Source organism: Micromonospora pallida (assembly GCF_900090325.1).
GTDB lineage: Bacteria > Actinomycetota > Actinomycetes > Mycobacteriales > Micromonosporaceae > Micromonospora > Micromonospora pallida.
In genome coordinates, this window is the sequence record NZ_FMHW01000002.1 from 3,812,749 (window position 1) to 3,835,949 (window position 23,201).

Genomic DNA, 23,201 nt, shown 5'->3' on the forward strand with positions numbered 1-23,201 from the left:
CGTGTCGCCGGGCCGCAGACCCGTCGCGTCGCACCGACCCCACTTTGCGTTGCGGTCGCAACGTAACGCACTCCGGAAAGGTTTTCAATACAGTCGCAATGTGACGTTGCTGCCCGGGCGGCCGGTCAACGGGTCCGCAGCCGGGGCAGGACCTCGGCGCCGAACACGTCGACGAACGAGCCCAGCTCCTGCCCGACGTGGTGCAGGAAGATCCGGTCGAACCCGAGGTCGAGGTACTCCGCCAGCCACCCCGTGTGCCGACCGAGGTCGGCGGAGATGTTGACCACCCGGTGCAGGCGCTCCATCGGCACGTCCTGCGAGATCGCGTCGAAGTGCTCGGGGGTCTCCAGGTCCCAGCAGACCGGCGGGGCGAAGACGTTGCTGCGCCACTGGTCGTACGCGATCCGCTCGGCCTCTGCCTGGTCCCCCGCCCAGCTCAGGTGCACCTGAAGGCTCAACGGTCCCCGCCCGCCGGCGTCCCGGTAGGCGTCGATCATGGCGCGCAGGTGCGGCAGCGGGGCGTTGACGGTGATCAGGCCGTCGGCCCACTCGGCGCACCAGCGGGCGGTGGCCACGCTGACCGCCGCGCCGACGAGGGCGGGCGGCTGCTCGGGTCGGGTCCACAGCTTCGCCCGGTCCACCCGGACCAACCCGTCGTGGCTGACCTCCTCCCCGGCCAGCAGCGCGCGAATCACGTCCACGCACTCACGCAGCCGGGCGTTGCGCAGGTCCTTGCGGGGCCAGGGGTCGCCGGTGATGTGCTCGTTGGACGCCTCGCCGGTGCCGAGCGCGGCCCAGAACCGGCCCGGGTACATCGCGCCGAGGGTGCCGATCGCCTGCGCGATGATCGCCGGGTGGTAGCGCTGGCCGGGGGCGTTGACCACGCCGAGCGGCAAGTTGGTGGCCTGGAGGGCGGCACCGAGCCAGGACCAGGCGAAGCCGGACTGCCCCTGCCGTTCGCTCCACGGGGCGAAGTGGTCCGAGCACATGGCCGCGTCGAACCCGGCCCGCTCCGCGCGTACCACCGCCTCCAGCAGCTCGGTGGGGTGGATCTGCTCGTGGGAGGCGTGGATGCCGAACACCGTCATGCCGACGACCCGTACCCAGAACCGCCGCCCGACAACCGACACCCCGCCCCGGGTGGTAGCAGGGGTCCCCTACAGTGCGAAAACGCACTGTAGGGGACCCCTGCTACCACCTCACCCTGCTACCACCTCAGCCTTGCTACCACCCCGATGCCCTCACTCGGCGTGCGCGCCGGCGCCCGCCGAAGGTCCGCCCTCGCCGACCCAGACGGTCTTGACGTTGCAGAACTCGCGCATGCCCAACGCCGACAACTCCCGTCCGTAGCCGGAGTTCCGCACGCCGCCAAAGGGCAGCTCCGGGAAGGAGGTGGTCATCCCGTTGACGAAGACGCTCCCGGCGTCCAGGTCGGTGGCGAACCGCTCCTGCTCGTCCGGGTCACGGGTCCAGGCGTTCGCGCCGAGGCCGAAGCTGGTGCCGTTGGCCACCTCGACCGCCTCCGCGTACGACGACACACGGTAGAGGCCGGCGGCCGGGCCGAAGACCTCCTCGCCCCACATCCGCATCTCGGGCGTCAGGTCGGTGACCACGGTCGGCGGGTACCACCAGCCGGGCCGGTCGGGCACCTCACCACCGCAGAGCAGCCGGGCGCCCCGGCCGACCGCGTCGCGTACCTGGGCGGCTACCTCGTCCCGGCCCCGCTCGCTGGCCAGCGGCCCGACGTCGGTCCGCTCGTCCATCGGGTCGCCGACCCGCAGCGCCGCCATCCGATCCACGAACCGTTCGGTGAACGCGTCGAAGACGTCAGCGTGCACGATGAACCGTTTCGCGGCGATGCAGGACTGGCCGTTGTTCTGGCAGCGCGCGGTGGTGGCGACCTCGGCGGCCCGGTCCAGGTCGGCCGAGGGCATCACCACGAACGGGTCGCTGCCGCCGAGTTCGAGCACCGTCTTCTTCAGCTCGCGGCCGGCGATCGCGGCGATGGACCGGCCGGCCGGCTCGCTGCCGGTCAGCGTCGCCGCGCGGACCCGGGGGTCGGTGAGGACCCGCTCGACGGCGGACGAGCCGACCAGCAGCGTACTGAATGCTCCCTCGGGGAAGCCGGCCCGGCGGAACAGTTCCCCCAGCCAGAGCGCGGTCTGCGGCACGTTCGAGGCGTGCTTGAGCAGGCCGGTGTTGCCGGCCGTCAGAGCCGGCGCGGCGAACCGGATCACCTGCCAGAGCGGGAAGTTCCACGGCATTACCGCGAGCACCGGCCCGATCGGCTGGTAACGAACGACCGCTCGCCGAGCCCCCACCGCCACCGCGTCGGCCGGCTCGTCGGCGAGGAAACGCCCGGCGTTGTCGGCGTAGAACCGGCAGGCGGTGGCGCACTTCGTCACCTCGGCCTTGGCCGACGCGTACGTCTTACCCATCTCCGTGGTCATCACCCGGGCGATGTCGTCGCGCTCGGCGTCGAGCAGGTCGGCCGCCGCGGTCAGCCACCGGGCCCGTTGCGCGACCGAGGTGCCGCGCAGCTCCGCGAATCCCCGGTGCGCGGCGGCGATGGCGGCGTCGATCCGGTCGGGCGACATCTCGTCGTACGTCCTGAGCACCTCACCGGTGGCGGGGTTGGTGGTGGCGATGGACATGTCGTACTCCTGTCACTCGAAGAGTGAGTGGCGCACGCCCGGCTCCTCCCGTCGGCGGGCGGCCCGACGGCGCTGGACGACGACCATGTCGACCACCGCCACGACGGCGAGGACGCCGCAGACGACGGCCAGCCAGGGCAGGCCGACCCAGGCGGCCAGCACGGCGAAGGCCACCATGGTGACGAGCCCGAAGGAGGCCAGGGCCAGTCGCAGGTTCAACGCGCTGTAGGCGTGGCCGACGGTGCCCCGGGCACCTCGGGGCTGCGATCGCGTCATTCCGGCGAACTACCCGATGGTCCGCGCGGCTAACCTGACGCGCCCAGGCCCGGGCCGGTCGGTCGCCGCGCGGATCCGGGTAGCCGCGCCGTCCGATCGCCGCGCGGATCCGGGTGGCCGCGCCGTCCGGCCGGTGCGTCCCAGCCCGCCGTACCACACCGGGTTCGGCACCGGACGGTTGTGCCGGATGTCCGACGCCGGGCAGTCGACGGCCGACGACGAACGCGTAAGGTGACCACGCTGTCGCACCGCGCTCCGGGACGGGAAGCTCATGCCTCGACGTTGGGTCGCCGCCGTGGCCAGCCTGTCGGCGCTGGTGGCGCTGGCCTGCGAGGGCGGCGGTGGAGGAGGCGACGGCGGAGCCACGCCCCGCCCGCCCCGGGACACTCCCCGACCCGGCACCCCGGTGGTGATGGCCGCGCTCGGCGACTCGATCAGCACCGGCTTCGGCACCTGCCTGGTGCTCTCGTCCTGCGAGCGAAACTCCTGGTCCACGGGGGACGGTCGGCGGGTGGAGAGCCACTACCGGCGGCTGCTCGAGCTGAACCCGGGGATCCGCGGTCGGGCATACAACCACGCGAAGCCGGGGGCCCGCGCGTCCGCCCTGGCCGACCAGGCCACCCGCGCGGTCCGCGACCGGGCCGACTACGTCACGGTGCTGATCGGCGCGAACGACGCCTGCCGGGGCACCATCGAGGCGATGACCCCGGTGGCGACGTTCCGCGAACAGGTCGACCGGGCGCTGCGGACGCTGCGCGAGGGACGACCCAAGGCCCGGGTGCTCGTGGTGAGCATCCCGGACCTGCACCGGCTCTGGGAGGTCGGGCACACCGACGAGCGGGCGTTACGGTCCTGGCAGCGCGGCGTCTGCCCGGCCCTGCTCGCCGCGCCCACCTCGACGGCGGCGGCCGACCGGGAACGCCGCCGGGTCTTCCGGGAACGGATCGACGCCTACAACGACCAGTTGTCCGCCGCCTGCCGGGCGTACGGCTCGCGCTGCCGGTACGACCGGGGCGCCGCGCACCGGGTGCGGTTCACCCTGGACGACGTCAACACCCTCGACCACTTCCACCCGAACAACGCCGGTCAGCAGCGGCTCGCCGAGGTGACCTGGTCGGCCGCCGGTTTCGCCGACTGACCGGCGCGCCGGCCGCCCGACCTGGTGGCAGCCGGGCGGACGGGCGGACGGAGGCTGGCCGAGCGCCCGGGCAGACGGGCGGGCTGGAGCCGGGCCGAACGCCCGGCCCGGTGGCGCTCCGGACGTCCGGCCTCGGTGCGGACGCGACGTCGCGCCGGTGGCGCGGTCGGTCAGGGTTGGCGTGGGGGCGGGACCACGCCGGTCCGGTGCTGGGCGTAGAGGGCCCGGGACCGCCGGGCGAGATCCTTGGTGGCCGAGGAGTTGGCCCAGGTGCCGAGGATGATCGCCGCGCCCGGCACGACCTTGGCGAAGACCCGCTTGGCCGCGCGTACCCCGGCCATCTGGGCCAGCCGCACGCCGAGTTTGAGCATCACCCGGCCCAGGGCCTGCTGGGAGCCACGGCCGAAGAGCGCGCCGGCCCGCTCCCGGCCGGCGGCGACGCCGAGGGCCAGCCGGGCGCTCTCGGCCACCTTGTGCACCTTCTGCAGGACGAGCAGGTCGGTCGCCCGGTCGGTGTGCCGGGGGTCCACCCCGTACGCCGCGGCGACGTGCAGCACCATCCGGGCCTGCGTCCAGGCGAGCACCCCCACGTCGATCACCGCGCCGGGCAGCCCGGCGGCACCAGAGACCGCGCCGGAGAGTCGGGCCCGGTTGACGAAGCGGCGTACCGCCTGGTCGGCGAGGGCCTCGGTGGAGATGCCGGGCTGTTCCGCGCGGGTCCGTTCGGCCCAACGGGCCGCCTCCGGGCCGAGCCGCCGCACCGCCTCCAGGGCAAGGTGCTCCGGGGCGTACTGCGGATCTTCCCGCATCCGGTCCCAGAGCCGGGCCGGCGGCGCCTCGGGGGCGTCCAGGGACTCGGCGGGCACGGGGGTGGCGGGCACGGGGGTGGCGGGCGGACTCGGCAGGGGCACGGGCTGGCCGTCGACGGGGGTGGGGTCGGTCACGGGATGACTCCGGGGGTCGGCGGGGAGAGGTACGACGGGGCGGTCAGCGCCGCTTGCCGAGCTTCGCAGCCAGGCCCCGCAGCTTCTGCTGGGTGGCCGGCTTGGCGAGTTCCCGGCGACCACGCTCGACCAACTGCTGCCCCTGCGGGGAGCGAAGGAACCGGCTGATCTTCTGCATCAGTGCTGACATGACGTCCTCCTGTCGTGCGCCTGCCCTCATGTGTACCCCGGCCGGGCAAGCCGCACGCCCTGTTACGTGGCGGGTGCCACGATCGCGTTGACGATCACCGTCGCCCGGGACTCGTGCTGCGCGTACGCCTCGGGGAAGCCCGACACCTGCACGGCCTGGGCCGCGTCGGTCAGCCGCATCTGCTGCCAGCCGGGCACGGTCAGCAGCACGGTGAGGAACTGTCGGGTCGCGTACGCCGGGTCCATGATCTGTGCGACCGTCCCCCAGCCCATGCTGGCGCGCTGCTGGAAGAGACCGATGGAGTCGTGGTCCCAGCCGACGCCCTGGTTCGGGTGGTTCTGCGACTCGGGGACCACCCCGCTGGCGAGGTTGTAGAGGTTGCTCTCCTGCATCGCGGTGGCCACCGCGATGACCAGCGCGCGACGGGGTACGCCCATGGCGCGGCCGGCCCGCACGATCTTCTTGGCGTTGTTCATCTGGGCGACGGTCAGGCCGGCCACCGGGCCGGGATCGACCGGCTTGCGCGGGGTGGGCTTCTTCGTCGGGGTGGTGGTCGTCGCGCGGGGCGTGGGCACGGCTGACGCGCTGGGCGAAGGGCTGGCCGGGGCGGACGGCGTCCGGACCTGCCCACGCGAGGCGGCTTCCTGCTCGGCTCGCTCGACCAGGTCGGTGCTGGCCGCGGAACGGTCGGTGCCGGGCGACCGGTCGTCCGCCTGAAGTTCGACGACGGCGACCAGGCCGAGGCCGCACACGGCGGCGGAGGCGAGGGCGACGGCGGCTCGGCCGGGGCGTGGAGAGCCGGACCGGCGGGTAAGGGTACGGAGCAGCCCCCGGCCGGAGGCGGGACGCCCACCCGGCGCGGTCACCTCTTCGGGCGATGCGACATCAACCTTTCGGCCATCCGCGCCGGTGGAAGCGGGCTGACTGTGGATCTTGTCATCGTCACGCATTCGCCGAGGCTAAGCAGGGAACGAGGGTTCCCAACCCTGGGTGATCTATGGCACTGCCCACATTTTTGCCAATCAACCCCACTAGATCCCCATCTGTGCGCATCTTCTGCGGCAAAGTCGGCAGGACGGTCATTTCCCTCGGACAACTCCGGCCCGGTCCGGACCGACGCGAATCTCCCCACCGTCCGGCCCGCCGAGAGCAGTGACCGCCAGCCCACCGTACGGTGGATCGGACATCAGCCGAAAGGCCGACATCGAGGTCGCTTCCCCGCCGGGGGTCGTCCCGGTTCCGACCGGCGGGCCGGAACTGGGAGGACACCGCCCCCTCCACCGGGCCACGAAGGAATGCACCAAGATGGCGAATACGTTTCCCGTATCGGGTGCCGTTGCCCCACGGCCGCCCATCCGTGCCCTCCAGGGAGGTCCAGACCGGTGCTCGACCCACAGGAGCTGTACCAGCTCACCGACGATCTGCCCGACCTCGGTCAGCCGGTGCTCATCCAGGCGCTGACCGGCTTCGTCGACGCCGGCAACGCCACCCGACTGGCCCGGGAACAGCTACTCACCACCCTCGAGGCCCGGACCGTCGCCACCTTCGACGTGGACCAGCTCTTCGACTACCGCTCCCGCCGACCGGTGATGACCTTCGTCGAGGACCACTGGGAGCAGTACGACGAGCCCAAGCTGGAGCTGCACCTGCTCCACGACGACGACGAGACCCCCTTCCTCCTGCTCACCGGCCCCGAGCCGGACCTCCAGTGGGAGCGGTTCGTGGCGGCCGTCAGCGACCTCGCCGCGCGGCTGGACGTCCGGCTCACCGTGGGGCTGAACGCGATCCCGATGGCCGTGCCACACACCCGACCGACCGGGGTGACCGCGCACGCCACCCGGCGCGAGCTGATCGTCGGCTACGAGCCGTGGTTGCAGCGGGTGCAGGTGCCCGGCAGCGTGGGCCACCTGCTGGAGTTCCGGCTCGGCCAGAACGGCCGGGACGCCATCGGCTTCGCCGTGCACGTGCCGCACTACGTCGCGCAGACCGAGTACCCGGCCGCCGCCGAGGTGCTGCTCTCCTCGGTGTCCCGCAGCACCGGGCTGCTGCTGCCCAGCGACGGGCTGCGCTCGGCCGCCGAGGTGGTCCGGGTGGAGATCGACCGCCAGGTCGCCCAGACCGACGACGCCGCCACCCTGGTCCAGGCGCTCGAGGAGCAGTACGACGCGTTCGCCCGGGGACGGGGCGGGAAGAACCTGCTCGCCGAGGAGACCGGTCCCCTGCCCACCGCCGACGAACTCGGCGCTGAGCTGGAACGCTTCCTCGCCGAGCAGAGCCGACCGGGCGACACCCCGGGCACCTGACCGGGCCTTCCTGGCAGGCGTTCCCGGCTGGCGTTCCTGCCGGGCGTTTCCGGCGGGCGGGCGGTGACCGGATCGGGCAGGCTGGAGCCATGCGCCTGGCGACCTGGAACGTGAACTCGGTGAAGGCCCGGCTGCCCCGGCTGCTCGACTGGCTCGCCGGCACCGCGCCGGACGTGGTCTGCCTCCAGGAGACCAAGTGCCCGGACGGCGCGTTCCCGGTGGCGGAGGTGGGCGAGCTGGGCTACACCGTGGCCAGCCACAGCGACGGACGGTGGAACGGGGTGGCCATCCTGTCCCGGGTGGGCCTGGCCGACGTCACGGTCGGATTTCCCGGCCAGCCGGGCTTCCCCGAGCCGGAGGCGCGCGCTGTCTCGGCCACCTGCGACGGGCTGCGGGTCTGGTCGGTGTACGTCCCGAACGGGCGCACCCCGGACGACCCGCACTACGCGTACAAGCTGGCCTGGTTCGCCGCACTGCGGGACGCCCTCGCCAGCGAGCTGCGCGGCGGGTCGCCGTTGGCCGTCTGCGGTGACTTCAACGTCGCCCCCACCGACGACGACGTCTGGGACCCGGCCGTCTTCGTGAACTCGACCCACGTGACCCCCGCCGAGCGGGCCGCCCTGGCCGCCCTGCGTGACCTCGGGCTGACCGACGTGGTGCCCACCCCGATGAAGGGGCCGCACCCGTTCACCTACTGGGACTACCGGGCGGGGATGTTCCACCAGAACAAGGGCATGCGGATCGACCTGGTGTACGCCTCCGCGCAGTTCACCCACGGGGTCCGCGCGGCGTACGTGGACCGGGAGGCCCGCAAGGGCAAGGGCCCGTCCGACCACGCCCCGATCGTGGTCGACGTCGACCTGGAGCCCGCCGTCGAACCCCTCTGACTCGGCCCTGGCACACGACCGGAGCGAAAGTCAGCGTCCCGTCATCGCGGTCCTTGGTGTGTGGCGTGACGGGGCAGGGCCGTGTCTACTTCTTGCCTGTGGGTGGCACAGCCTTGAGCGTCCTGAGTCCGTATCCACCTGAGCGGGTCGAACCGATCCTGGTGGAAGAGATGGTCTCCGAGGGCCTGACTCGGTATGAGCCCGATCCGCGCTACTGGCACTCTGCCGACGGCCTGCCCTACGGCTACGACATCCAACCGGCCGAGGCCGAGACGGATCCGGAGGAGCTACAGCTCGTCGAACGGGCCGCCGGGACGACGATGCGCTGCGACATCGGGCTGCACATCTTCGTCAGCGACCTCGCTGGCCGGCCCGCCCTCGCCCGGATGGCTCAGCAGGTCACACAGCGGACCGACGGCTGGGTGTTCGTCGAGTTCCACGACCCGCCCACCGCGACCCTGCTGCGTCGCCTGGACGACGCGGGCCGCTGCATCCGGGTTGGCGACGCCGTCTATCTCGACGCGGCGGCCATGGCCGCCTGGATCGCCCGGCCTGACTTTCACGTCGTCAAGTGAGCACCACCCGCGCCGCTCAGCCCTACAGGGAGCCGGGTAACGGCCACCCGTCGACAGCCTAAGGTGGGTGCCATGGCAGTCGTGAAGATCAACGCGATCGACGTCCCGCCCGGTACCGGCGAGGAACTGGAGCGCCGGTTCGCCGCCCGGGGTGGCGCGGTGCAAGGATCCCCCGGTTTCCTCGGCTTCGAACTGCTCCGCCCGGTGGCCGGCGAGACCCGCTACTTCGTGTACACGCGGTGGGAGTCGGAAGAGGCGTACCAGGCGTGGGCGTCCGGGCCGGCGCGGGCCGCGCACGGCGGCGGCGAGGGCGGCGAGCAACGCAAGCCGGTCGCCACCGGTGCCAACCTGCTGGAGTTCGAGGTGGTGCAGGAGGTCTCCGGCACCCCGTGACCCGACCGGTCTGCCGGCGCCAACTCCCGGCCGCCGGCAGGCCCGCCAGGCTGTACGTCAGCCGCTCTTCCTCACGACGCCAGCCCTCAATCAGGCACCGCCGCTCACTCGCTACGTCCCGCCAGGGCCTCCTTGAGCTGCTGGCGGAGGACGTTTGCTTCGTCCCTACGGCCAAGCGCTTCCAGCACATCGACCAAAGTGCGGTAGGCCGACAACAGCTGATTTCCGAACACCTGCGGCAACTGTTCGGCCAATTGCTGATAGACGTAGATGGACTCAATGGCAGTCTCCCACGCCTGCGGCAGGTTGGCCTTCACGTTCACACACACCTGGGCGTATTTCCGCAACGAGCTGGCGAGGCCGGGTAGGTAGGCGGGCAAATTCCCCTCAGCCAACCGACGGTAGATCGCCACCGCCTCCTCCGCCACAGCCAGGCTCTCCTCACGGCAGCCCAACTCGGACAGGAACGAACCGAGGTTGGTCAACGACACGGCGAGATTGGGCAGGTATGCGGCCGGACTCACCTCAGCCAACCGACGGTAGATGCCACTGGCCTCCTCGGCCGCAGCCAGGGCCTCCTCACGGTGATCCAGCCCGGACAGAAACGCGCCAAGGTTGGTCAACGACGCGGCAAGATTGGGCAGATACGCGGCCGGGCTCACCTCGACCAACCGACGGTAGATCACCACCGCCTCCTCCGCCACAGCCAGACACTCCGCACGGCCCAGCCTGGACAGCGACGCGCCGAGATTGGTCAACGACGCGGCAAGATTGGGCAGATACGCGGCCGGGCTCACCTCGACCAACCGACGGTAGATCACCACCGCCTCCTCGGCCGCAGCCAGGGCCTCCGCACGGCGGCCCAGCCCGGAGAGAGACGCAACGAGGTTGACCAACGACACGGCGAAATTGGGCAGGTACGCGGCCGGATTCACCTCAGCCAACCGGCGACGGATGCCGCTGGCTTCCTCGGCCGCAGCGAGGGCCTCCGCACGGCGACCAAACTCGGACAGGCGGAGGCCGAGGTTGGTCAACGACGCGGCGAGGCCAGGTAGGTAGGCGGCCGGATTCACCTCGACTAACCGTCGATAGATCACCACCGCCTCCTCGGCCGCAGCCAGACCCTCCGCACGGCGACCCAACTCGGACAGGAACACGCCGAGGCTGGTCAACGACAGAGCGAGATCGGGCAGGTACGCGGCCGGATTCACCTCAACCAACCGACGATAGATTCCGGTGGCTTCCTCGGCCGCGGCCACGGCCTCGTCACGGCGACCCGACTCCGACAGGCAGCCGCCCAGGTTGGTCAACGACAAGGCGAGGCCAGGAAGGTAGGCGGCCGGATTCACCTCAACCAACCGGCGACAGATTCCGGTGGCCTCCTCGGCCGCAGCCAAGGCCTCGGCACGGCGACCCAGCTCAGACCGGGACGCCCCGACGTTGGTCAACGACGCGGCGAGATTGGGCAGGTAAACGGCCGGATCCGCCGCAGCCAACCGACGATAGATAGCCACCGCCTCCTCAACCGCAGCCAGACCGTCGTCACGGCGGCCCAGCTCGGACAAGTCGTTACCGAGGTTGGTCAATGACAGAGCGAGATCGGGCAGGTGAACGGCCGGATTCTCCTCAGCCAACCGGCGACAGATGCTGGTGGCTTCCTCGGCCGCGGCCAGGCCGTCGTGACGGCGGCCCAGTGCGGACCGAGCCACCCCGACATGGGTCAACGACACAGCGAGGCTGGGCAGGTAAACGGCCGAATCCGCCGCAGCCAACCGACGATGGATAGCCACCGCCTCCTCGGCCGCAGCCAAGGCCTCGGCACGGCGACCCAGCCTGGACAGAGTTGTGCCGAGGTTGTTCATCGACACGGCGAGATTGGGCAGGTGGACGGCTGGGTTCCCCTCAGTCAGCCAACGGTGGATGGTGGCGGCCTCCTCGCATGGGGCCAAGGCCTCGTCATGGCGGCCCGCGTTGGTCAGACGCCGTGCATGGGTGGTGAGCAGTCCGGCTTGCTCGGCCGGGTCGACGGCGGCGCCGAGGCGATGGTGGATGAGTGCGGTGCTGATAGCCGCAGCGGCGGTGTCGAGGTTGATGTGCCGGTCCGGCAGCAGCGCGTCGACGGCTTGTAGCACGGTGATGTCGGCGTGGGGAAGTTCGGCGAGGCGGGTGATGGTGGCGCCGCCGGCGGCCAGGGCCAGTTCGGGGTGTTGCCGGATCAGTGGGTACAGCACGTCGGTGGCGATGTGGGGCCAGCGGTGGGCGGTTTCCACCAGAACGGTGATCGCACCGGGAGCCCAGGTGGCGGGTTCAGCGGCAGGTTCACCGGTGAGGAGGTTGTGTGCGGCGGTGGCGGCCCAGTCGTCGGGTTGCCAGTCGTCGGCGCCGGTGTGTGGGTGTCCGGGCGTGGAGAGGGCGATGAGGTCTTCGCCGAGCCGGTCGGGCCGCAACGCCTGGAGGACGGTGCCGGGGTCGTCGGGGGATAGCAGAACCGGTGGTCGTCGATGATCGTGGCGACGCCGGGTTCAGCGACCTGGGTGCGGGTCAGGATGGTGGTGGCGTCGTCGCGGCTGACAGGGCCGGTGAGGGTGGCCAGGTAGACGGCGCGGCCCATGACCTCCGGGCTGGTGGGTCGGCGGGCCTCGGTGCGGGCGTGCAGGTGGTGCCAGTGGGCGCGTTCCCGGTTGAGCAGGTACACCGACAGGGCGTGCGGCTGCGCCGGTGGTGTCCGGTCGTGGTGGTGGGCGTCGACGGCGACCAGGGCGGCCATGTGCACCGCGAGGATCTGCCGGAACCCCGCTCCGGTCAGGTCCGGCACGGTGATGCCGGCGGTGTCGGGCACCTCGAGAGCGGTGGCGAAGCGTTCACGGGCATGGTCGAACAGCACCGTACGGTCGATGTCCTCGTCCAGCGGTGGCAGGTGGTGGGCGTCGGCGGTGATGGCGTGCTCGCTGTCGAGGCGGTCCCGCAGCGCGGCCCACCAGAACCCGGCCGAGCGGGCCAGGAGCAGCACCCGCAGCGCCAGCCCCGTACGCAGGGACACGGTGTTCAGGTCAGTGATCAACCGGTGCAGGTCTGATGCGGGCCACCGGTCGGCGTAGTCGACGACGACCAGCGCCCCACCGCCACCCGGCGATTCCCACGGGCTGCCGGCGAACTGCTGTTCCGGGGTGTGCAGAACCCGCCACGTCAACCAGCCCGCCGCACGAGCCTGAGCGGCCACGTGCCGGGCCAGCCGGGTCTTGCCCTGTCCACCAGCGCCATGCACCAACCGCACGGACACCAACTCCGGATCGCTCAGCCACGTGCTCAGCGCGTCGAGTTCGGTGTCGCGGCCGGTGAACGGCACCACCTGGTGCCGGGCCAGCAACAGTCGGCTCGGCTGCCGCCGCGCCGTATCCACCGACAGTGGCACGGCCCCCGGCGTGAAGTCACCGACCTGGTACGGCGGCCGGTCGGCCACGACGGTGACGTTGCCGCCGACGTCGCGGATCTGGATCACCGGGCCGAACACCATGCTGGCCGTGACCGCCTGCCCGGCCCGGGCCGGGGACCGCCAGCTCACCGGTCGACGTCCACGTCGCCGCCGACGTCGTCGACCTGCCGTACTCCACCGGCCATCCACGACCCGGTAACCGACTGGCCCCCAGGCCCGCCGGGGCCAGTTGTCCCCGACGTGGGCGACCCGCCGGCAGCGGCGGGCGCACGCGATGCGGCGGGACCGATTCGCACGTTCCCGCGCACTCTCCGCACCTGCATGACACCGCCCCGGACCACGGAGCCGGCCACCGACTGCCCGCCCGCAGCGCTGCCCTGTCGGCGGGCCAGCACCACCCCGTACGCGGTCATCGGCAACCCGAGCACGGCGACCATCGCGGCGATGACGCTGCCCCACTTGTCCGCGTCATCAAGCCGGGTCACGCCCAGGAACACGCCGAGCCCGATCAGCGCGACGCCGACAACCAGCAGCGCGACCCACACCACGGTTCTCTTCACGCCAGACACGAATCCATCATGGACCGCCGACGCTCTCGACGGCCTCATATTGATGGCCGTCGGCTACCCGACAATGCGCGCGTCGGGCGTAGGTGGAGTCAGGCGCGGTGGGCCATGTCGGTGACGAACGCCCGCCAGGCAGCCGGCGGGAAGGCGAGGATCCCGCCGTCGCGGTTCTTGGAGTCCCGCACCAGGACGATGCCGGGAAGGTTGTCGGCCACCTCGACGCAGTTACCGCCGTTGTTGCCGCTACGGGTGCTGGTACGCCACTGCGCGCCGGTCAGGTCCATGTCTTCGCCGCTTCCGTGATCAGGGAGAGTGACAGGGCTCGCGGGAGTGCCTCCCCATTTATACGCGCCCATCTACGGTCGAGGGTAGCCACGTCCAGGCGGTGCTCGACTATCTGCGCGCGGATCTGTCCGTCCACGTGGGCCACCCGTGCGGCGTCGGGCAGTTCGGCGACGGTGAAGGGCCCGCCGTGCCCGGGGTGCATACCGACGTCGGCCGGCACGACGTGGATCTGCACGGAGGGCAGCGCGGCGCACCGGACGAGATGTTCGCACTGCTCGCGCATCATCGCCCGGTCGCCGCCGGCCGTCCGGCGCAGGGCCAGCTCGTCGATGACCGCGACGAACAGGGGTGGACGGGCCCGGTGCAGGATGGCCTGCCGGGCCAGGCGGGCGGCGACCAGGTCGTCCACCTCGGCCGGGGTCAGCGCCTCCGCCGCGAGGGTGGCCCGCGCGTACGCCTCGGTCTGGAGCAGTCCCGGCACCCAGGCGAGTTCGAAGCTGCGCAGGGAGACCGCCTCGCGTTCGATCTCGGTCCACGGCCGGAACCAGACGGGCTCGCGCCGCCGCACGACGTCCGGCCAGAGTTCGGTGATCTCCTTGCCGAGGAGGGCGGCCACCTGGGCACGGTGCCGGGTCTGGGGGATCCGTCCCGGGTTGGCCCAGCGGGCCGCCGTCTTCGGATCGACACCGGTCTGCGCGGCGAGCGCCTCGGCGGTGACTCCCGCCTCGGTCATCGCCGCCACGAATACACGATTCACGCTTCGTCCTTTCGGGACGTCCCGAACGTCCACAGCCCATACTTCTACGTAGTGTGATCGTCCAACCACTCTGGGCAAGCTCGGATCATGCCACGAACACGACGCACCCGACCAGTCCCGTTCGCTCCCCGACACCGCCCCGTACTCCGGGGGTGGCGGATCGCCTGCTCATGTGGGCTGGTGTCCTGGCGGCGCTGCCCCGACCGGCGTTCACCCACACCGCCCGGCCCGCTCGCCGGCCCCGGCCCGCTCGCCGAGACCGGTCCACTCGGCGGCCCCGGTCCGCTCGCCGAGACCGGTCCGCTCGGCGGCCCCGGTCCGCTCGCCGACATCGGTCCGCTCGGCGGCCCTGGCACCGAGCGGCCGGGGCGGGAGCCCGAACGGAAGCCCGAGCCACCGCGCCGACCCGTACCGGACCCCGAGCCGCATCCGCCGGTGCCGCCGTACCCGATCGGGCCGTTCTCGCTGCCGTACGCCCGCCACCGGCTGGTGGTCGGCGCGACCAGGACTGTCGGGCCGGGCCGCGCGCGGTCGCCGAGGGTCACCTGCCGGACCGGCACGCACCAGGCACGGCCGGATGTCCCGCCGCATCGGCCGTGACCACGTCGCCGCCCGGCCGTGCTGGCGGTGCCGGGCGTGCGGCGCGCCGTGGCCGTGCCAGCCGGCGAAGCTGTATCTCCTGCGCGCGTACGCGGACGACCGACTCGGCCTGATGGTGGACCTCGGCGTGACGATGGCCGAGGCGGTGCGGGATCTTCCCGACGACGGCACCAACGTCGTCCAACGTTTCGTCCGCTGGGCCCGCCCGCTGCCCCGCCGCGACTGATCCCCCGGGGCGAGCCCAACGCAATGACGTGACCTGCCTCACGCACCGTCACAACGGCCGACCACGCCGCGTCGTCAGGTCGAACCCGAGCAACGAGGGAGACACCATGACCGGGAAGACCGACGTGATCGTGATCGGCGGCGGATACGCGGGCGTCATGGCCGCCAACCGCCTGACCCGGCGCGACGACGTGACCGTGACACTGATCAACCCACGTCCGACCTTCGTCGAGCGGATCCGCCTGCACCAACTGGTCGGCGGCTCCGACGACGCGGTGGTCGACTACCGGAAGGTGCTGGCCGAGGGGGTCCGGCTGCTGGTCGACACCGTGACCCGGATCGACGCGGCCGGGCGCAGCGTGACGTTGGCGACCGGCGACACGGTCGACTACGACTACCTGATCTACGCGGTGGGCAGCGGCAGCGCCGACCCGAGCGTGCCCGGGGCGGCCGAGTTCGCGTACCCGATCGCCACCCTGGAGGAGGCGGAGCGGCTGCGGCCGGTCCTCGCCGCCGCGCCCGCGACGGCCGCGGTGACGGTCGTCGGAGCCGGTCCGACCGGTATCGAGACCGCCACCGAACTGGCGGAGGTTGGTCGTACAGTGACGCTGGTCTGCGGCGAGGTGCTCGGCCCGTACCTGCACCCACGAGGGCGGCGCGCGGTGGCCCGGCGGCTGGCCGCACTCGGGGTGACCGTGCTCGACGGCCCCGACGCGACGGTGACGGCGGTGACCCGCGAGGCCGTCCAGCTCGGTGGCGACCGCTGGTTGCCGAGTGAGGTGACCATCTGGACCGCCGGCTTCGGCGTGCCGGACCTGGCCCGCCGCAGCGGGCTGCGCACCGACGCCCTGGGCCGCCTGCTCACCGACGAGACGTTGACCAGCGTGGACGACGTACGCATCGTCGCGGCCGGGGATTCGGCGGCCCCGTCGGGCCTGCCGGTCCGGATGAGCTGCCAGGCCGCGGTCCAGTCGGGCCCGCAGGCTGCCGAGACGGTGCTCAGCCGGATCGCTGGTACGCAGCCCGCCGCGGTCAACGTGGGTTTCGCCGGCCAGTGCATCAGCCTGGGGCGACGCGCCGGCATCTTCCAGTTCGCCCGCCGGAACGACACCGCGACCGGGCTCTACCTGGGCGGCCGGCCGGGCGCGAGGCTCAAGGAGTTCATCTGCCAGAGCATCCTCCGGCAACTGGCGTACGAGGCGCGCAAGCCCGGTTCGCGCAACCTGTGGACCAAGGACGACAAACGGCAGCAGCTACTTCGGGCCAGGCGCGACGAGGTGGCGCTCCACCGCTGAACCGGGGCTCAGATGTCGCGCGAGCCGACCAGGGTGGCGAAGGCGACGATGTTGTCGGCGTAGCCGACGCTGCCGCCGACGAACCGGCCCCCGCAGGTGATCAGCCGCAGGCCGGGGCCCCGGTAGTCGTCGTAGACCCGCTCCCCCGGCAGGGCGTCCTTGTCGAAGCGCTCCACCGAGGTGACCTCGAAGACGGCCACCGACCGGTCGTCGCGGGTCACCTCGACCCGGTCCCCCGGCCGGAGTTTGCGCAGGTCGTTGAAGACCGACGGCCCCGACACGGTGTCCGCGTGCCCGACGATGATGGCCGGGCCGGTCTCGCCCGGGGTCGGCCCGCCGTCATACCAGCCGGTCTCCTGGTGCCGCTCCAGCGGGGGCACCGCGATGGTGCCGTCCGGGGCGAGCCCGACCCGGGTGACCGGGGCGGTCACCTGGATCGCCGGCACGGTGAGGCTCACCGGGCGGCTCGCCGGCAGCGGGGCGGTCGCGGCCCGACCTGCCCCGGTGCCGGCGGCCAGGACGTCCCACGGTCCCCCCGCTGAACGGCCCAGTCCGACCCCGGTGGCGAAGACCCCGAGCAGCACCAGCACCACGGCCGTCGGGAGGCGCCAGCGACGCCCGTCCCGCCGCCGGGACGGCAGTTCCCGGACGTTGACGGAAGGTCGGGAGCTGGCGCGGACAGTGCCCATGGCGGCGACTCAGCGGGAGGTCCGTGGTCGTTGTCGCCGAGCGGCCAGCATCGCCAGGACCAGCCCGGCGACGGTGACGGCCAACCCGCCGGGCAGGAGCAGACCCTCGAGGTCCGGGCCACCGGCCGTACCGCCGAACCCGGTCGCCGGGCCCCGGCTGGGGTGCGGCTGGCCGCCGCCCGGTCCGGGTTGGTGACCGCCGGGTTGGTGACCGCCGCCACCGGCGGTCACGGTCAGCATCGTCGAGGCGTTCGGGCCCTCCACACAGAGCAGCTTGACCCGGTGCCTACCCGGTGTGGCGTGCCCGGGGATGGTCACCGTCCCGGCGAGGTACCCGTGCTGCGGGTGAACGGTGACGATGCCGAACGCCTCCGACTCGACGCTGGCCGCATCGCGGTTGGACCGGCAGCTCGCCCGGATGCCGACCAGTTCGCCGGGGCCGGCCCGGCTCGGCGTGACCCGTACGTAGACGTCGGCGGCGTGGGCGGGTCCGGTGGCCAGGAGTACGCCGACGGCGGCGAGGAGCAGCCCCAGCAGCATCGCCGCGCCCCGGCGCGTGGCTGATCCCATGACCCCTCCCGCCCCGTCTGCCCGGACCGGGCACCCGGACCCGGTCTGCCGTCTGAGATGACCCCGTCCTGCCGGCGTCGTCGGTACGCCGCATCCAGCTCCCGGTGACGGCCGGTACACCGCAGCCGGCCCCCGGCTGGTACAGCCACGTCCAGCCCCCGGTGAACGTGCCCGTACGCCGCATCCGGCCCCCGGTGACAGCCGGTACGCCACGTCCAGCCCTCCGGTGACGGCCGACACCGCGTCCGGTTCCCGGTGACGGTCGCGTAGGCTCGGGTCGCTGTGACCACCATCGACCACGACCCGGCCACCCCGACGCACCCGGCCACCCCGATGCACCCGGACGCTCCACCGCACCCGGACGCTTCGACGCCGTCCCCGAGACGCGCTACCGTCCGCACCTTCCACCCGCGCCGGGGCCGACTCAGCAGCCGCCACCTCGACGCGTTGGACCGACTCTGGCCGGCGTACGGGCTCGCGGTGCCGGACGGGGCCGGACCACCGGTCGACCTCGCCGACCTGTTCGGCCGTCGGGCTCCGGTGGTGCTGGAGATCGGTTCCGGGATGGGCGACGCGACCGCCGCGATGGCCGCCGCCGACCCGGATCGAGACTATCTCGCAGTAGAGGTGCACACCCCGGGAATCGCCAACCTCCTCGCCCTGGTGGAGCGGCACGGGTTGGGCAACGTCCGGATCGCCAGCGGGGACGCGTTGGAGCTGATCCGGCGGCTGCCGGAGGGGACGCTGGACGCGGCGCACGTCTTCTTCCCCGACCCGTGGCCGAAGGCACGGCACCACAAGCGCCGACTGATCCAGCCCCGCCACGTCGCGCTGCTGCGCTCCCGGCTCACCCCGGGCGGCACGCTGCACTGCGCCACCGACTGGGCCGAGTACGCCGACGCGATGCGCGAGACCCTGGACGCCGATCCGGAGCTGGCCGACGCCCGACCCGGTGACACCTCCCGTCCGGCGCACCGCCCGGTCACCAAGTTCGAGCGCCGCGCCCTGCTCGCCGGCCGCCCCGTCACCGACCTGCTCTACCGCCGCCGCTGAGGTGCCCGCCGAGGCGGTAGCCGCACCCCGCCGAGGGCGGTAGCCGCACTGCGCTGAGGCGGTAGCCCGCACCCCGCTGGGGTGGTAGCAGGGGACCCCTGTTACCTGTTTCTGCCGTGCAGGGGGCCCCTGCTACCACCAAAGCCGGTGCGGCGGGCAGGATGGAACGGCTATGACGCTCACCGCCGCGCTGCCGGACAGCGCCGACCCCGATGCCCTGTACGACGCGTTCGCCGGTTGGGCGAAGGAGCGTGGCCTCGACCTCTACCCCCACCAGGAGGAGGCGGTCATCGAGATCGTCTCCGGCGCGAACGTGATCATGAACACCCCGACCGGCTCGGGCAAGAGCCTGGTCGCGATCGCGGCACACTTCGCCGCCCTGGCCGACAACCGGACGACTTTCTACACCGCACCGATCAAGGCCCTGGTGTCGGAGAAGTTCTTCGCGCTCTGCGAGGTCTTCGGCGCGGACAACGTGGGCATGCTCACCGGCGACGCGAGCGTCAACGCGGACGCCCCGGTGATCTGCTGCACCGCCGAGATCCTGGCCAACCTGGCCCTGCGCGAGGGCGCGAAGGCCGACGTCGGCCAGGTGATCATGGACGAGTTCCACTTCTACGCCGAGCCGGACCGGGGCTGGGCCTGGCAGGTGCCGCTGATCGAGCTGCCGCAGGCGCAGTTCGTACTGATGTCGGCCACCCTCGGCGACACCACCCGGTTCGTCGACGACCTGACCCGCCGGACCGGGCGGCCGACCGCCGTCGTGCGTTCGGCCGAGCGGCCGGTTCCGCTGCTCTTCTCGTACGTGACCACGCCGCTGCACGAGACGCTGGAGGAACTGCTCACCACGAAGCAGGCCCCGGTGTACGTGGTGCACTTCACCCAGGCCGCCGCGCTCGAACGGGCCCAGGCGCTGATGAGCGTGAACGTGTGCAGCCGCGCCGAGAAGGACATGATCGCCCAGGCGATCGGCCGGTTCCGGTTCACCTCCGGGTTCGGCAAGACGCTGTCCCGGCTGGTCCGGCACGGCATCGGCGTACACCACGCGGGCATGCTGCCGAAGTACCGCCGGCTGGTGGAGACCCTCGCGCAGGCCGGCCTGCTCAAGGTCATCTGTGGCACCGACACGCTCGGCGTCGGCATCAACGTGCCGATCCGTACGGTGCTCTTCACCGGCCTGAGCAAGTACGACGGCACCCGTACCCGGCTGCTCAAGGCCCGCGAGTTCCACCAGATCGCCGGCCGGGCCGGGCGGGCCGGGTTCGACACCATCGGCCGGGTGGTGGTGCAGGCCCCCGAGCACGTGATCGAGAACGAGAAGGCCCTCGCCAAGGCCGGTGACGACCCGAAGAAGCGCCGCAAGGTGGTGAAGAAGAAGCCGCCGGAGGGCTCGATCGGCTGGGGCGAGCCGACCTTCCAGCGGCTGGTCGACTCCGAGCCGGAGCCGTTGACCTCCAGCTTCCAGGTCAGCCACTCGATGCTGCTCAACGTGATCGGCCGCCCCGGGGACGCGTTCGCCGCGATGCGGCACCTGCTCACCGACAACCACGAGGACCGGGCCGCCCAGCGGCGGCACATCCGCCGGGCCATCGCCATCTACCGGGCGCTGCGCGCCGGCGGCGTGGTCGAGCAGCTCGACGAACCCGACGAGGCCGGCCGCCGGGTCCGACTCACCGTCGACCTCCAGCTCGACTTCGCGCTCAACCAGCCGCTCTCCCCGCTCGCCCTGGCGGCCATCGAACTGCTCGACGCCGAGTCCCCGTCGTACGCCCTGGACGTGCTCTCGGTGATCGAGTCCATCCTGGACGACCCGCGTCAGGTGCTCTCCGCGCAGCAGTTCAAGGCGCGCGGCGAGGCGGTCGCCGCGATGAAGGCCGAGGGCATCGAGTACGAGGCCCGCCTCGAACTGCTCGACGAGGTGACCTGGCCGAAGCCCCTCGCCGAGCTGCTGGACGCCGCGTACGAGATGTACCGGCAGGGGCACCCGTGGGTGGCCGACCACCAGCTCTCCCCCAAGTCCGTCGTCCGGGACATGTACGAGCGGGCGATGACCTTCACGGAGTACGTGCAGTTCTACGGGCTGTCCCGGTCCGAGGGGCTGGTCCTGCGCTACCTGGCCGACGCGTACAAGACGCTGCGGCAGACCGTTCCCGAGGACGCCAAGACCGAGGAACTGGTCGACCTGATCGAGTGGCTGGGCGAGCTGGTCCGCCAGGTCGACTCCAGCCTGATCGACGAGTGGGAGCGGCTGCGCAACCCGTCCGACGCGGCCGAGGCCGCCGAGGCCCTGGACGACCGGGTGCCGGCGGTGACCCGCAACGCCCGCGCGTTCCGGGTGCTGGTACGCAACGCGCTGTTCCGCCGGGTGGAGCTGGCCGCCCTGCGCCGCTGGGACCTGCTCGGCGAACTCGACGGCGCGGACGGTTGGCACGCCGACGCCTGGGCCGACGCGCTGGAGCCGTACTTCGACACGTACCCGGAGATCGGCACCGGGCCGGACGCCCGGGGTCCCGCGCTGCTGATGATCGAGCAGGGCCCGCAGCGGTGGACCGTCCGGCAGATCCTGGACGACCCGGACGGCGACCACGACTGGGGCATCAGCGCCGAGATCGACCTGGCCGCCTCTGACGAGGTCGGCGCCGCCGCCGTACGGGTCACGGACGTCGGGCAACTCTGACGGGAGGCAGCCGGTCGCGCGTCACCGACCGAATCAGGTTCGGGACGCCAGGCGGCCGGCTGCCGACAGCCGTCGGATCACCGCGTCGTGCGGAACGGCGTGACTGGTGCGCCCACCCACGCCGGTGGTGGTCACGGCGGTGAACAGCGAGTTGAGCAGTGCCTCCTCGACCGTGTCCAGGACGGCGGCGAAGACCGGGTCGAGGTCCCCGTCGCAGATCGGCGGTTCGTCCGCTCCGGCCGTATCGTCTGCTCCGACCGTCCTGAACGCGATCGCGTAGTCGCCGCTGCCGTGGCTGTACGACGCCCCGACCCGGCCCATCGCGAAGACCGCCCGCCGGGCCACCCGGCCGAGCTGTCGGGCGTCCAGGGGCAGGTCGGTGGCCACCACGATCATGCACGAGTTGCCCGCTGGGGTGGTCCGATCGGCGTCCGGGACCAGTTCGTCGACCGGCATCGGAACGCCGAGGACGGTGAGCACGCCGCCGAAGTTGGCCTGCACGAGGACGCCGACCGTCGCCGGGCGGCCGGCCACCCGGACCGTTCGGGACGACGTACCGATGCCGGCCTTGTACCCCAGGGCCGTGGTACCGGTGCCGGCTCCGACGCAGCCCTCCGCCGGCGGATCGGCGGACGCCCCGGCGAGGGCGGCCCGAACGTGTTCCGCCCCGATCGGACGGCGGCGGATGTCCGACAGGTGGCCGTCGTTGGTCTCGCCGACCAAGGGATTGAACGACAGGCCGTCCGGCCGACGCTCCATGAGGTGTCCCAGCAGCGCGTCCGCGACCCGGAACACCGACAGCGTGGCGGTCAGGGCGATCGGTGACTCCAGTACGCCGAGTTCGTCGACCTGGGTCGACCCGACGAGCTTGCCGTAGCCGTTGCCGCAGAACACGGCGGCCGGCAGAGCCCACCGCCCGGGACCGAGCGCACTCGGTACGACCACGGTGACGCCGGTACGGAGGTCGGCGCCGTTGTCGATGGTGGTGTGCCCGACCAGGACGCCGGGGACGTCGGTGATCGCGTTGTGCCGCCCGATGGGCAGTGACCCCACGACGATCCCGAGGTCGCGGGCGCGCCGCCTCGCCCCGGTCATCAGGTGTCCCGCCTGTCGAGGATGTAGTGGCGCAGCCTCACCGGCCGGCGGTCGGGGGTCGTCCAGTCGGCGTCTGTGGTGTGGGAGTGCTGCCAGCCACTGGCTTCGTAGAAGGCGACGGCGGCCGAGCGACGGTCGTCCGTGACGTTCAGCGTCAGGTCGTAGCCACGTTCGGCGGCCCAGGACCGAACGTGGCTGACCAGTGCGCTGGCGACCGACTGCCGGCGGGCCGCCGGCGTGACGTAGAGCCGGGACAGTTCGGCGTGGCGGGCTGGTGCCGGGCTGTCCGGGGTGCCGGGGAGTCGTTGGACCGCGACGTGGCCGGCAACAGCGCCGCCAGGTCCGTCGACGATCCACGCCCGCAGCAACCGCGGTGGGGTGAGCCACCCGTGTGGGTCCGCCGGCCAGTTCAGCGGGTAGGCGTCGGCGTGGTGGACCGCGCGCAGCGCCTCGACGCATCGGTCGAGGTCGGTCGCGCGTCGGGTCCGGACGATCAGGTGCCCCATCAGGACATCTTCCCCCGGAGGCACCAGCGGGTTCGCTCGCCGGGGGGCGCACACTCACAGGTTTCGGTCGAGCCGGACACGATCCGTGCC

Annotated in this window: 24 protein-coding genes; 9 read left to right on the plus strand and 15 right to left on the minus strand. The window is 72.2% G+C overall.

Going from position 1 to position 23,201, the window contains the following annotated elements; all coding sequences use genetic code 11:
- Positions 1-125: 125 nt before the first annotated feature.
- The 3 genes from GA0074692_RS15385 to GA0074692_RS15395 all read right to left on the minus strand — a co-directional run bounded on the left by GA0074692_RS15385 (position 126) and on the right by GA0074692_RS15395 (position 2,930).
- Positions 126-1,088, minus strand: a complete 963-nt coding sequence (locus GA0074692_RS15385; protein WP_091653523.1) for a TIGR03885 family FMN-dependent LLM class oxidoreductase — start codon at positions 1,086-1,088, stop codon at positions 126-128.
- A 153-nt stretch (positions 1,089-1,241) separates the two neighbouring features.
- Positions 1,242-2,654 (minus strand): NADP-dependent succinic semialdehyde dehydrogenase, encoded by a 1,413-nt coding sequence (locus tag GA0074692_RS15390; protein WP_091645176.1) that lies wholly within the window; start codon positions 2,652-2,654, stop codon positions 1,242-1,244.
- A gap of 12 nt (positions 2,655-2,666) precedes the next feature.
- Positions 2,667-2,930, minus strand: coding sequence for a DUF6343 family protein (locus tag GA0074692_RS15395; RefSeq protein WP_091645178.1), 264 nt, complete (start codon positions 2,928-2,930; stop codon positions 2,667-2,669).
- A gap of 271 nt (positions 2,931-3,201) precedes the next feature.
- Between GA0074692_RS15395 and GA0074692_RS15400 the strand changes: the two genes are divergently transcribed.
- Positions 3,202-4,068: a GDSL-type esterase/lipase family protein gene (locus GA0074692_RS15400; protein WP_091645180.1), complete on the plus strand. Its 867-nt coding sequence runs from the start codon at positions 3,202-3,204 to the stop codon at positions 4,066-4,068.
- A 170-nt stretch (positions 4,069-4,238) separates the two neighbouring features.
- Here GA0074692_RS15400 and GA0074692_RS15405 read toward each other — a convergent pair whose 3' ends face one another.
- From GA0074692_RS15405 to GA0074692_RS15410, 3 genes are all read right to left on the minus strand, one after another.
- On the minus strand, positions 4,239-5,012 hold the full coding sequence (locus GA0074692_RS15405) for an EcsC family protein (RefSeq protein ID WP_091645182.1): 774 nt from the start codon (positions 5,010-5,012) through the stop codon (positions 4,239-4,241).
- Positions 5,013-5,055: 43 nt separating this feature from the next.
- Positions 5,056-5,202 carry a hypothetical protein gene (locus tag GA0074692_RS34755; protein ID WP_176738457.1) on the minus strand — a complete coding sequence of 49 codons (147 nt, stop codon included), beginning with the start codon at positions 5,200-5,202 and terminating at the stop codon, positions 5,056-5,058.
- A gap of 62 nt (positions 5,203-5,264) precedes the next feature.
- The gene (locus GA0074692_RS15410) at positions 5,265-6,152 is read right to left on the minus strand and encodes a peptidase M23 (RefSeq protein WP_141725290.1); all 888 of its coding nucleotides are present in this window, start codon (positions 6,150-6,152) and stop codon (positions 5,265-5,267) included.
- A 432-nt stretch (positions 6,153-6,584) separates the two neighbouring features.
- On the opposite strand from GA0074692_RS15410, the gene GA0074692_RS15415 reads away from it, so the two are divergent.
- The 4 genes from GA0074692_RS15415 (at position 6,585) to GA0074692_RS15430 (ending at position 9,360) form a co-directional block, all read left to right on the plus strand.
- The gene (locus GA0074692_RS15415; RefSeq protein ID WP_091645188.1) at positions 6,585-7,505 is read left to right on the plus strand and encodes a proteasome assembly chaperone family protein; all 921 of its coding nucleotides are present in this window, start codon (positions 6,585-6,587) and stop codon (positions 7,503-7,505) included.
- An 89-nt stretch (positions 7,506-7,594) separates the two neighbouring features.
- Positions 7,595-8,392 carry an exodeoxyribonuclease III gene (locus GA0074692_RS15420; RefSeq protein WP_091645190.1) on the plus strand — a complete coding sequence of 266 codons (798 nt, stop codon included), beginning with the start codon at positions 7,595-7,597 and terminating at the stop codon, positions 8,390-8,392.
- A 65-nt stretch (positions 8,393-8,457) separates the two neighbouring features.
- Positions 8,458-8,967 carry a hypothetical protein gene (locus GA0074692_RS15425; RefSeq protein WP_141725291.1) on the plus strand — a complete coding sequence of 170 codons (510 nt, stop codon included), beginning with the start codon at positions 8,458-8,460 and terminating at the stop codon, positions 8,965-8,967.
- A 72-nt stretch (positions 8,968-9,039) separates the two neighbouring features.
- A complete protein-coding gene (locus GA0074692_RS15430; protein WP_091645194.1) occupies positions 9,040-9,360 on the plus strand; it encodes an antibiotic biosynthesis monooxygenase family protein in 321 nt (106 codons plus the stop codon).
- Positions 9,361-9,464: 104 nt separating this feature from the next.
- Here GA0074692_RS15430 and GA0074692_RS15435 read toward each other — a convergent pair whose 3' ends face one another.
- The 5 genes from GA0074692_RS15435 to GA0074692_RS34760 form a co-directional block, all read right to left on the minus strand.
- A complete protein-coding gene (locus GA0074692_RS15435) occupies positions 9,465-11,807 on the minus strand; it encodes a tetratricopeptide repeat protein (RefSeq protein WP_141725292.1) in 2,343 nt (780 codons plus the stop codon).
- 1,111 nt (positions 11,808-12,918) lie between these two features.
- The gene (locus tag GA0074692_RS15445) at positions 12,919-13,362 is read right to left on the minus strand and encodes a hypothetical protein (RefSeq protein ID WP_245730321.1); all 444 of its coding nucleotides are present in this window, start codon (positions 13,360-13,362) and stop codon (positions 12,919-12,921) included.
- An 89-nt stretch (positions 13,363-13,451) separates the two neighbouring features.
- Positions 13,452-13,643, minus strand: a complete 192-nt coding sequence (locus GA0074692_RS15450; protein ID WP_091645205.1) for a DUF397 domain-containing protein — start codon at positions 13,641-13,643, stop codon at positions 13,452-13,454.
- The gene (locus GA0074692_RS15455; protein ID WP_425413389.1) at positions 13,634-14,377 is read right to left on the minus strand and encodes a DUF5753 domain-containing protein; all 744 of its coding nucleotides are present in this window, start codon (positions 14,375-14,377) and stop codon (positions 13,634-13,636) included. Before GA0074692_RS15455 ends, GA0074692_RS15450 begins: the two co-directional genes overlap by 10 nt.
- A gap of 234 nt (positions 14,378-14,611) precedes the next feature.
- Positions 14,612-14,884 (minus strand): hypothetical protein, encoded by a 273-nt coding sequence (locus GA0074692_RS34760; RefSeq protein WP_176738458.1) that lies wholly within the window; start codon positions 14,882-14,884, stop codon positions 14,612-14,614.
- 94 nt (positions 14,885-14,978) lie between these two features.
- Between GA0074692_RS34760 and GA0074692_RS34765 the strand changes: the two genes are divergently transcribed.
- The gene (locus GA0074692_RS34765; RefSeq protein ID WP_176738459.1) at positions 14,979-15,227 is read left to right on the plus strand and encodes a flavin reductase; all 249 of its coding nucleotides are present in this window, start codon (positions 14,979-14,981) and stop codon (positions 15,225-15,227) included.
- A 106-nt stretch (positions 15,228-15,333) separates the two neighbouring features.
- Positions 15,334-16,521, plus strand: a complete 1,188-nt coding sequence (locus GA0074692_RS15465; RefSeq protein WP_091645213.1) for an NAD(P)/FAD-dependent oxidoreductase — start codon at positions 15,334-15,336, stop codon at positions 16,519-16,521.
- 8 nt (positions 16,522-16,529) lie between these two features.
- On the opposite strand, the gene GA0074692_RS15470 is transcribed toward GA0074692_RS15465, so the two are convergent.
- Together GA0074692_RS15470 and GA0074692_RS15475 are read right to left on the minus strand one after the other, a co-directional pair.
- Positions 16,530-17,210, minus strand: a complete 681-nt coding sequence (locus GA0074692_RS15470) for a class F sortase (protein WP_091645215.1) — start codon at positions 17,208-17,210, stop codon at positions 16,530-16,532.
- A gap of 9 nt (positions 17,211-17,219) precedes the next feature.
- Positions 17,220-17,780 carry a hypothetical protein gene (locus GA0074692_RS15475; protein WP_091645217.1) on the minus strand — a complete coding sequence of 187 codons (561 nt, stop codon included), beginning with the start codon at positions 17,778-17,780 and terminating at the stop codon, positions 17,220-17,222.
- Positions 17,781-18,113: 333 nt separating this feature from the next.
- Between GA0074692_RS15475 and trmB the strand changes: the two genes are divergently transcribed.
- Positions 18,114-18,833, plus strand: coding sequence for a tRNA (guanosine(46)-N7)-methyltransferase TrmB (gene trmB / locus GA0074692_RS15480; RefSeq protein ID WP_091653525.1), 720 nt, complete (start codon positions 18,114-18,116; stop codon positions 18,831-18,833).
- A gap of 172 nt (positions 18,834-19,005) precedes the next feature.
- The gene (locus tag GA0074692_RS15485; protein ID WP_091645220.1) at positions 19,006-21,510 is read left to right on the plus strand and encodes a DEAD/DEAH box helicase; all 2,505 of its coding nucleotides are present in this window, start codon (positions 19,006-19,008) and stop codon (positions 21,508-21,510) included.
- 33 nt (positions 21,511-21,543) lie between these two features.
- Here the strand turns inward: GA0074692_RS15485 and GA0074692_RS15490 are convergent, their stop codons facing one another.
- Both GA0074692_RS15490 and GA0074692_RS15495 read right to left on the minus strand, forming a co-directional pair.
- Positions 21,544-22,605, minus strand: coding sequence for a P1 family peptidase (locus GA0074692_RS15490; RefSeq protein WP_091645223.1), 1,062 nt, complete (start codon positions 22,603-22,605; stop codon positions 21,544-21,546).
- A complete protein-coding gene (locus GA0074692_RS15495) occupies positions 22,605-23,111 on the minus strand; it encodes a GNAT family N-acetyltransferase (RefSeq protein ID WP_091645225.1) in 507 nt (168 codons plus the stop codon). Before GA0074692_RS15495 ends, GA0074692_RS15490 begins: the two co-directional genes overlap by 1 nt.
- Positions 23,112-23,201 lie beyond the last annotated feature (90 nt).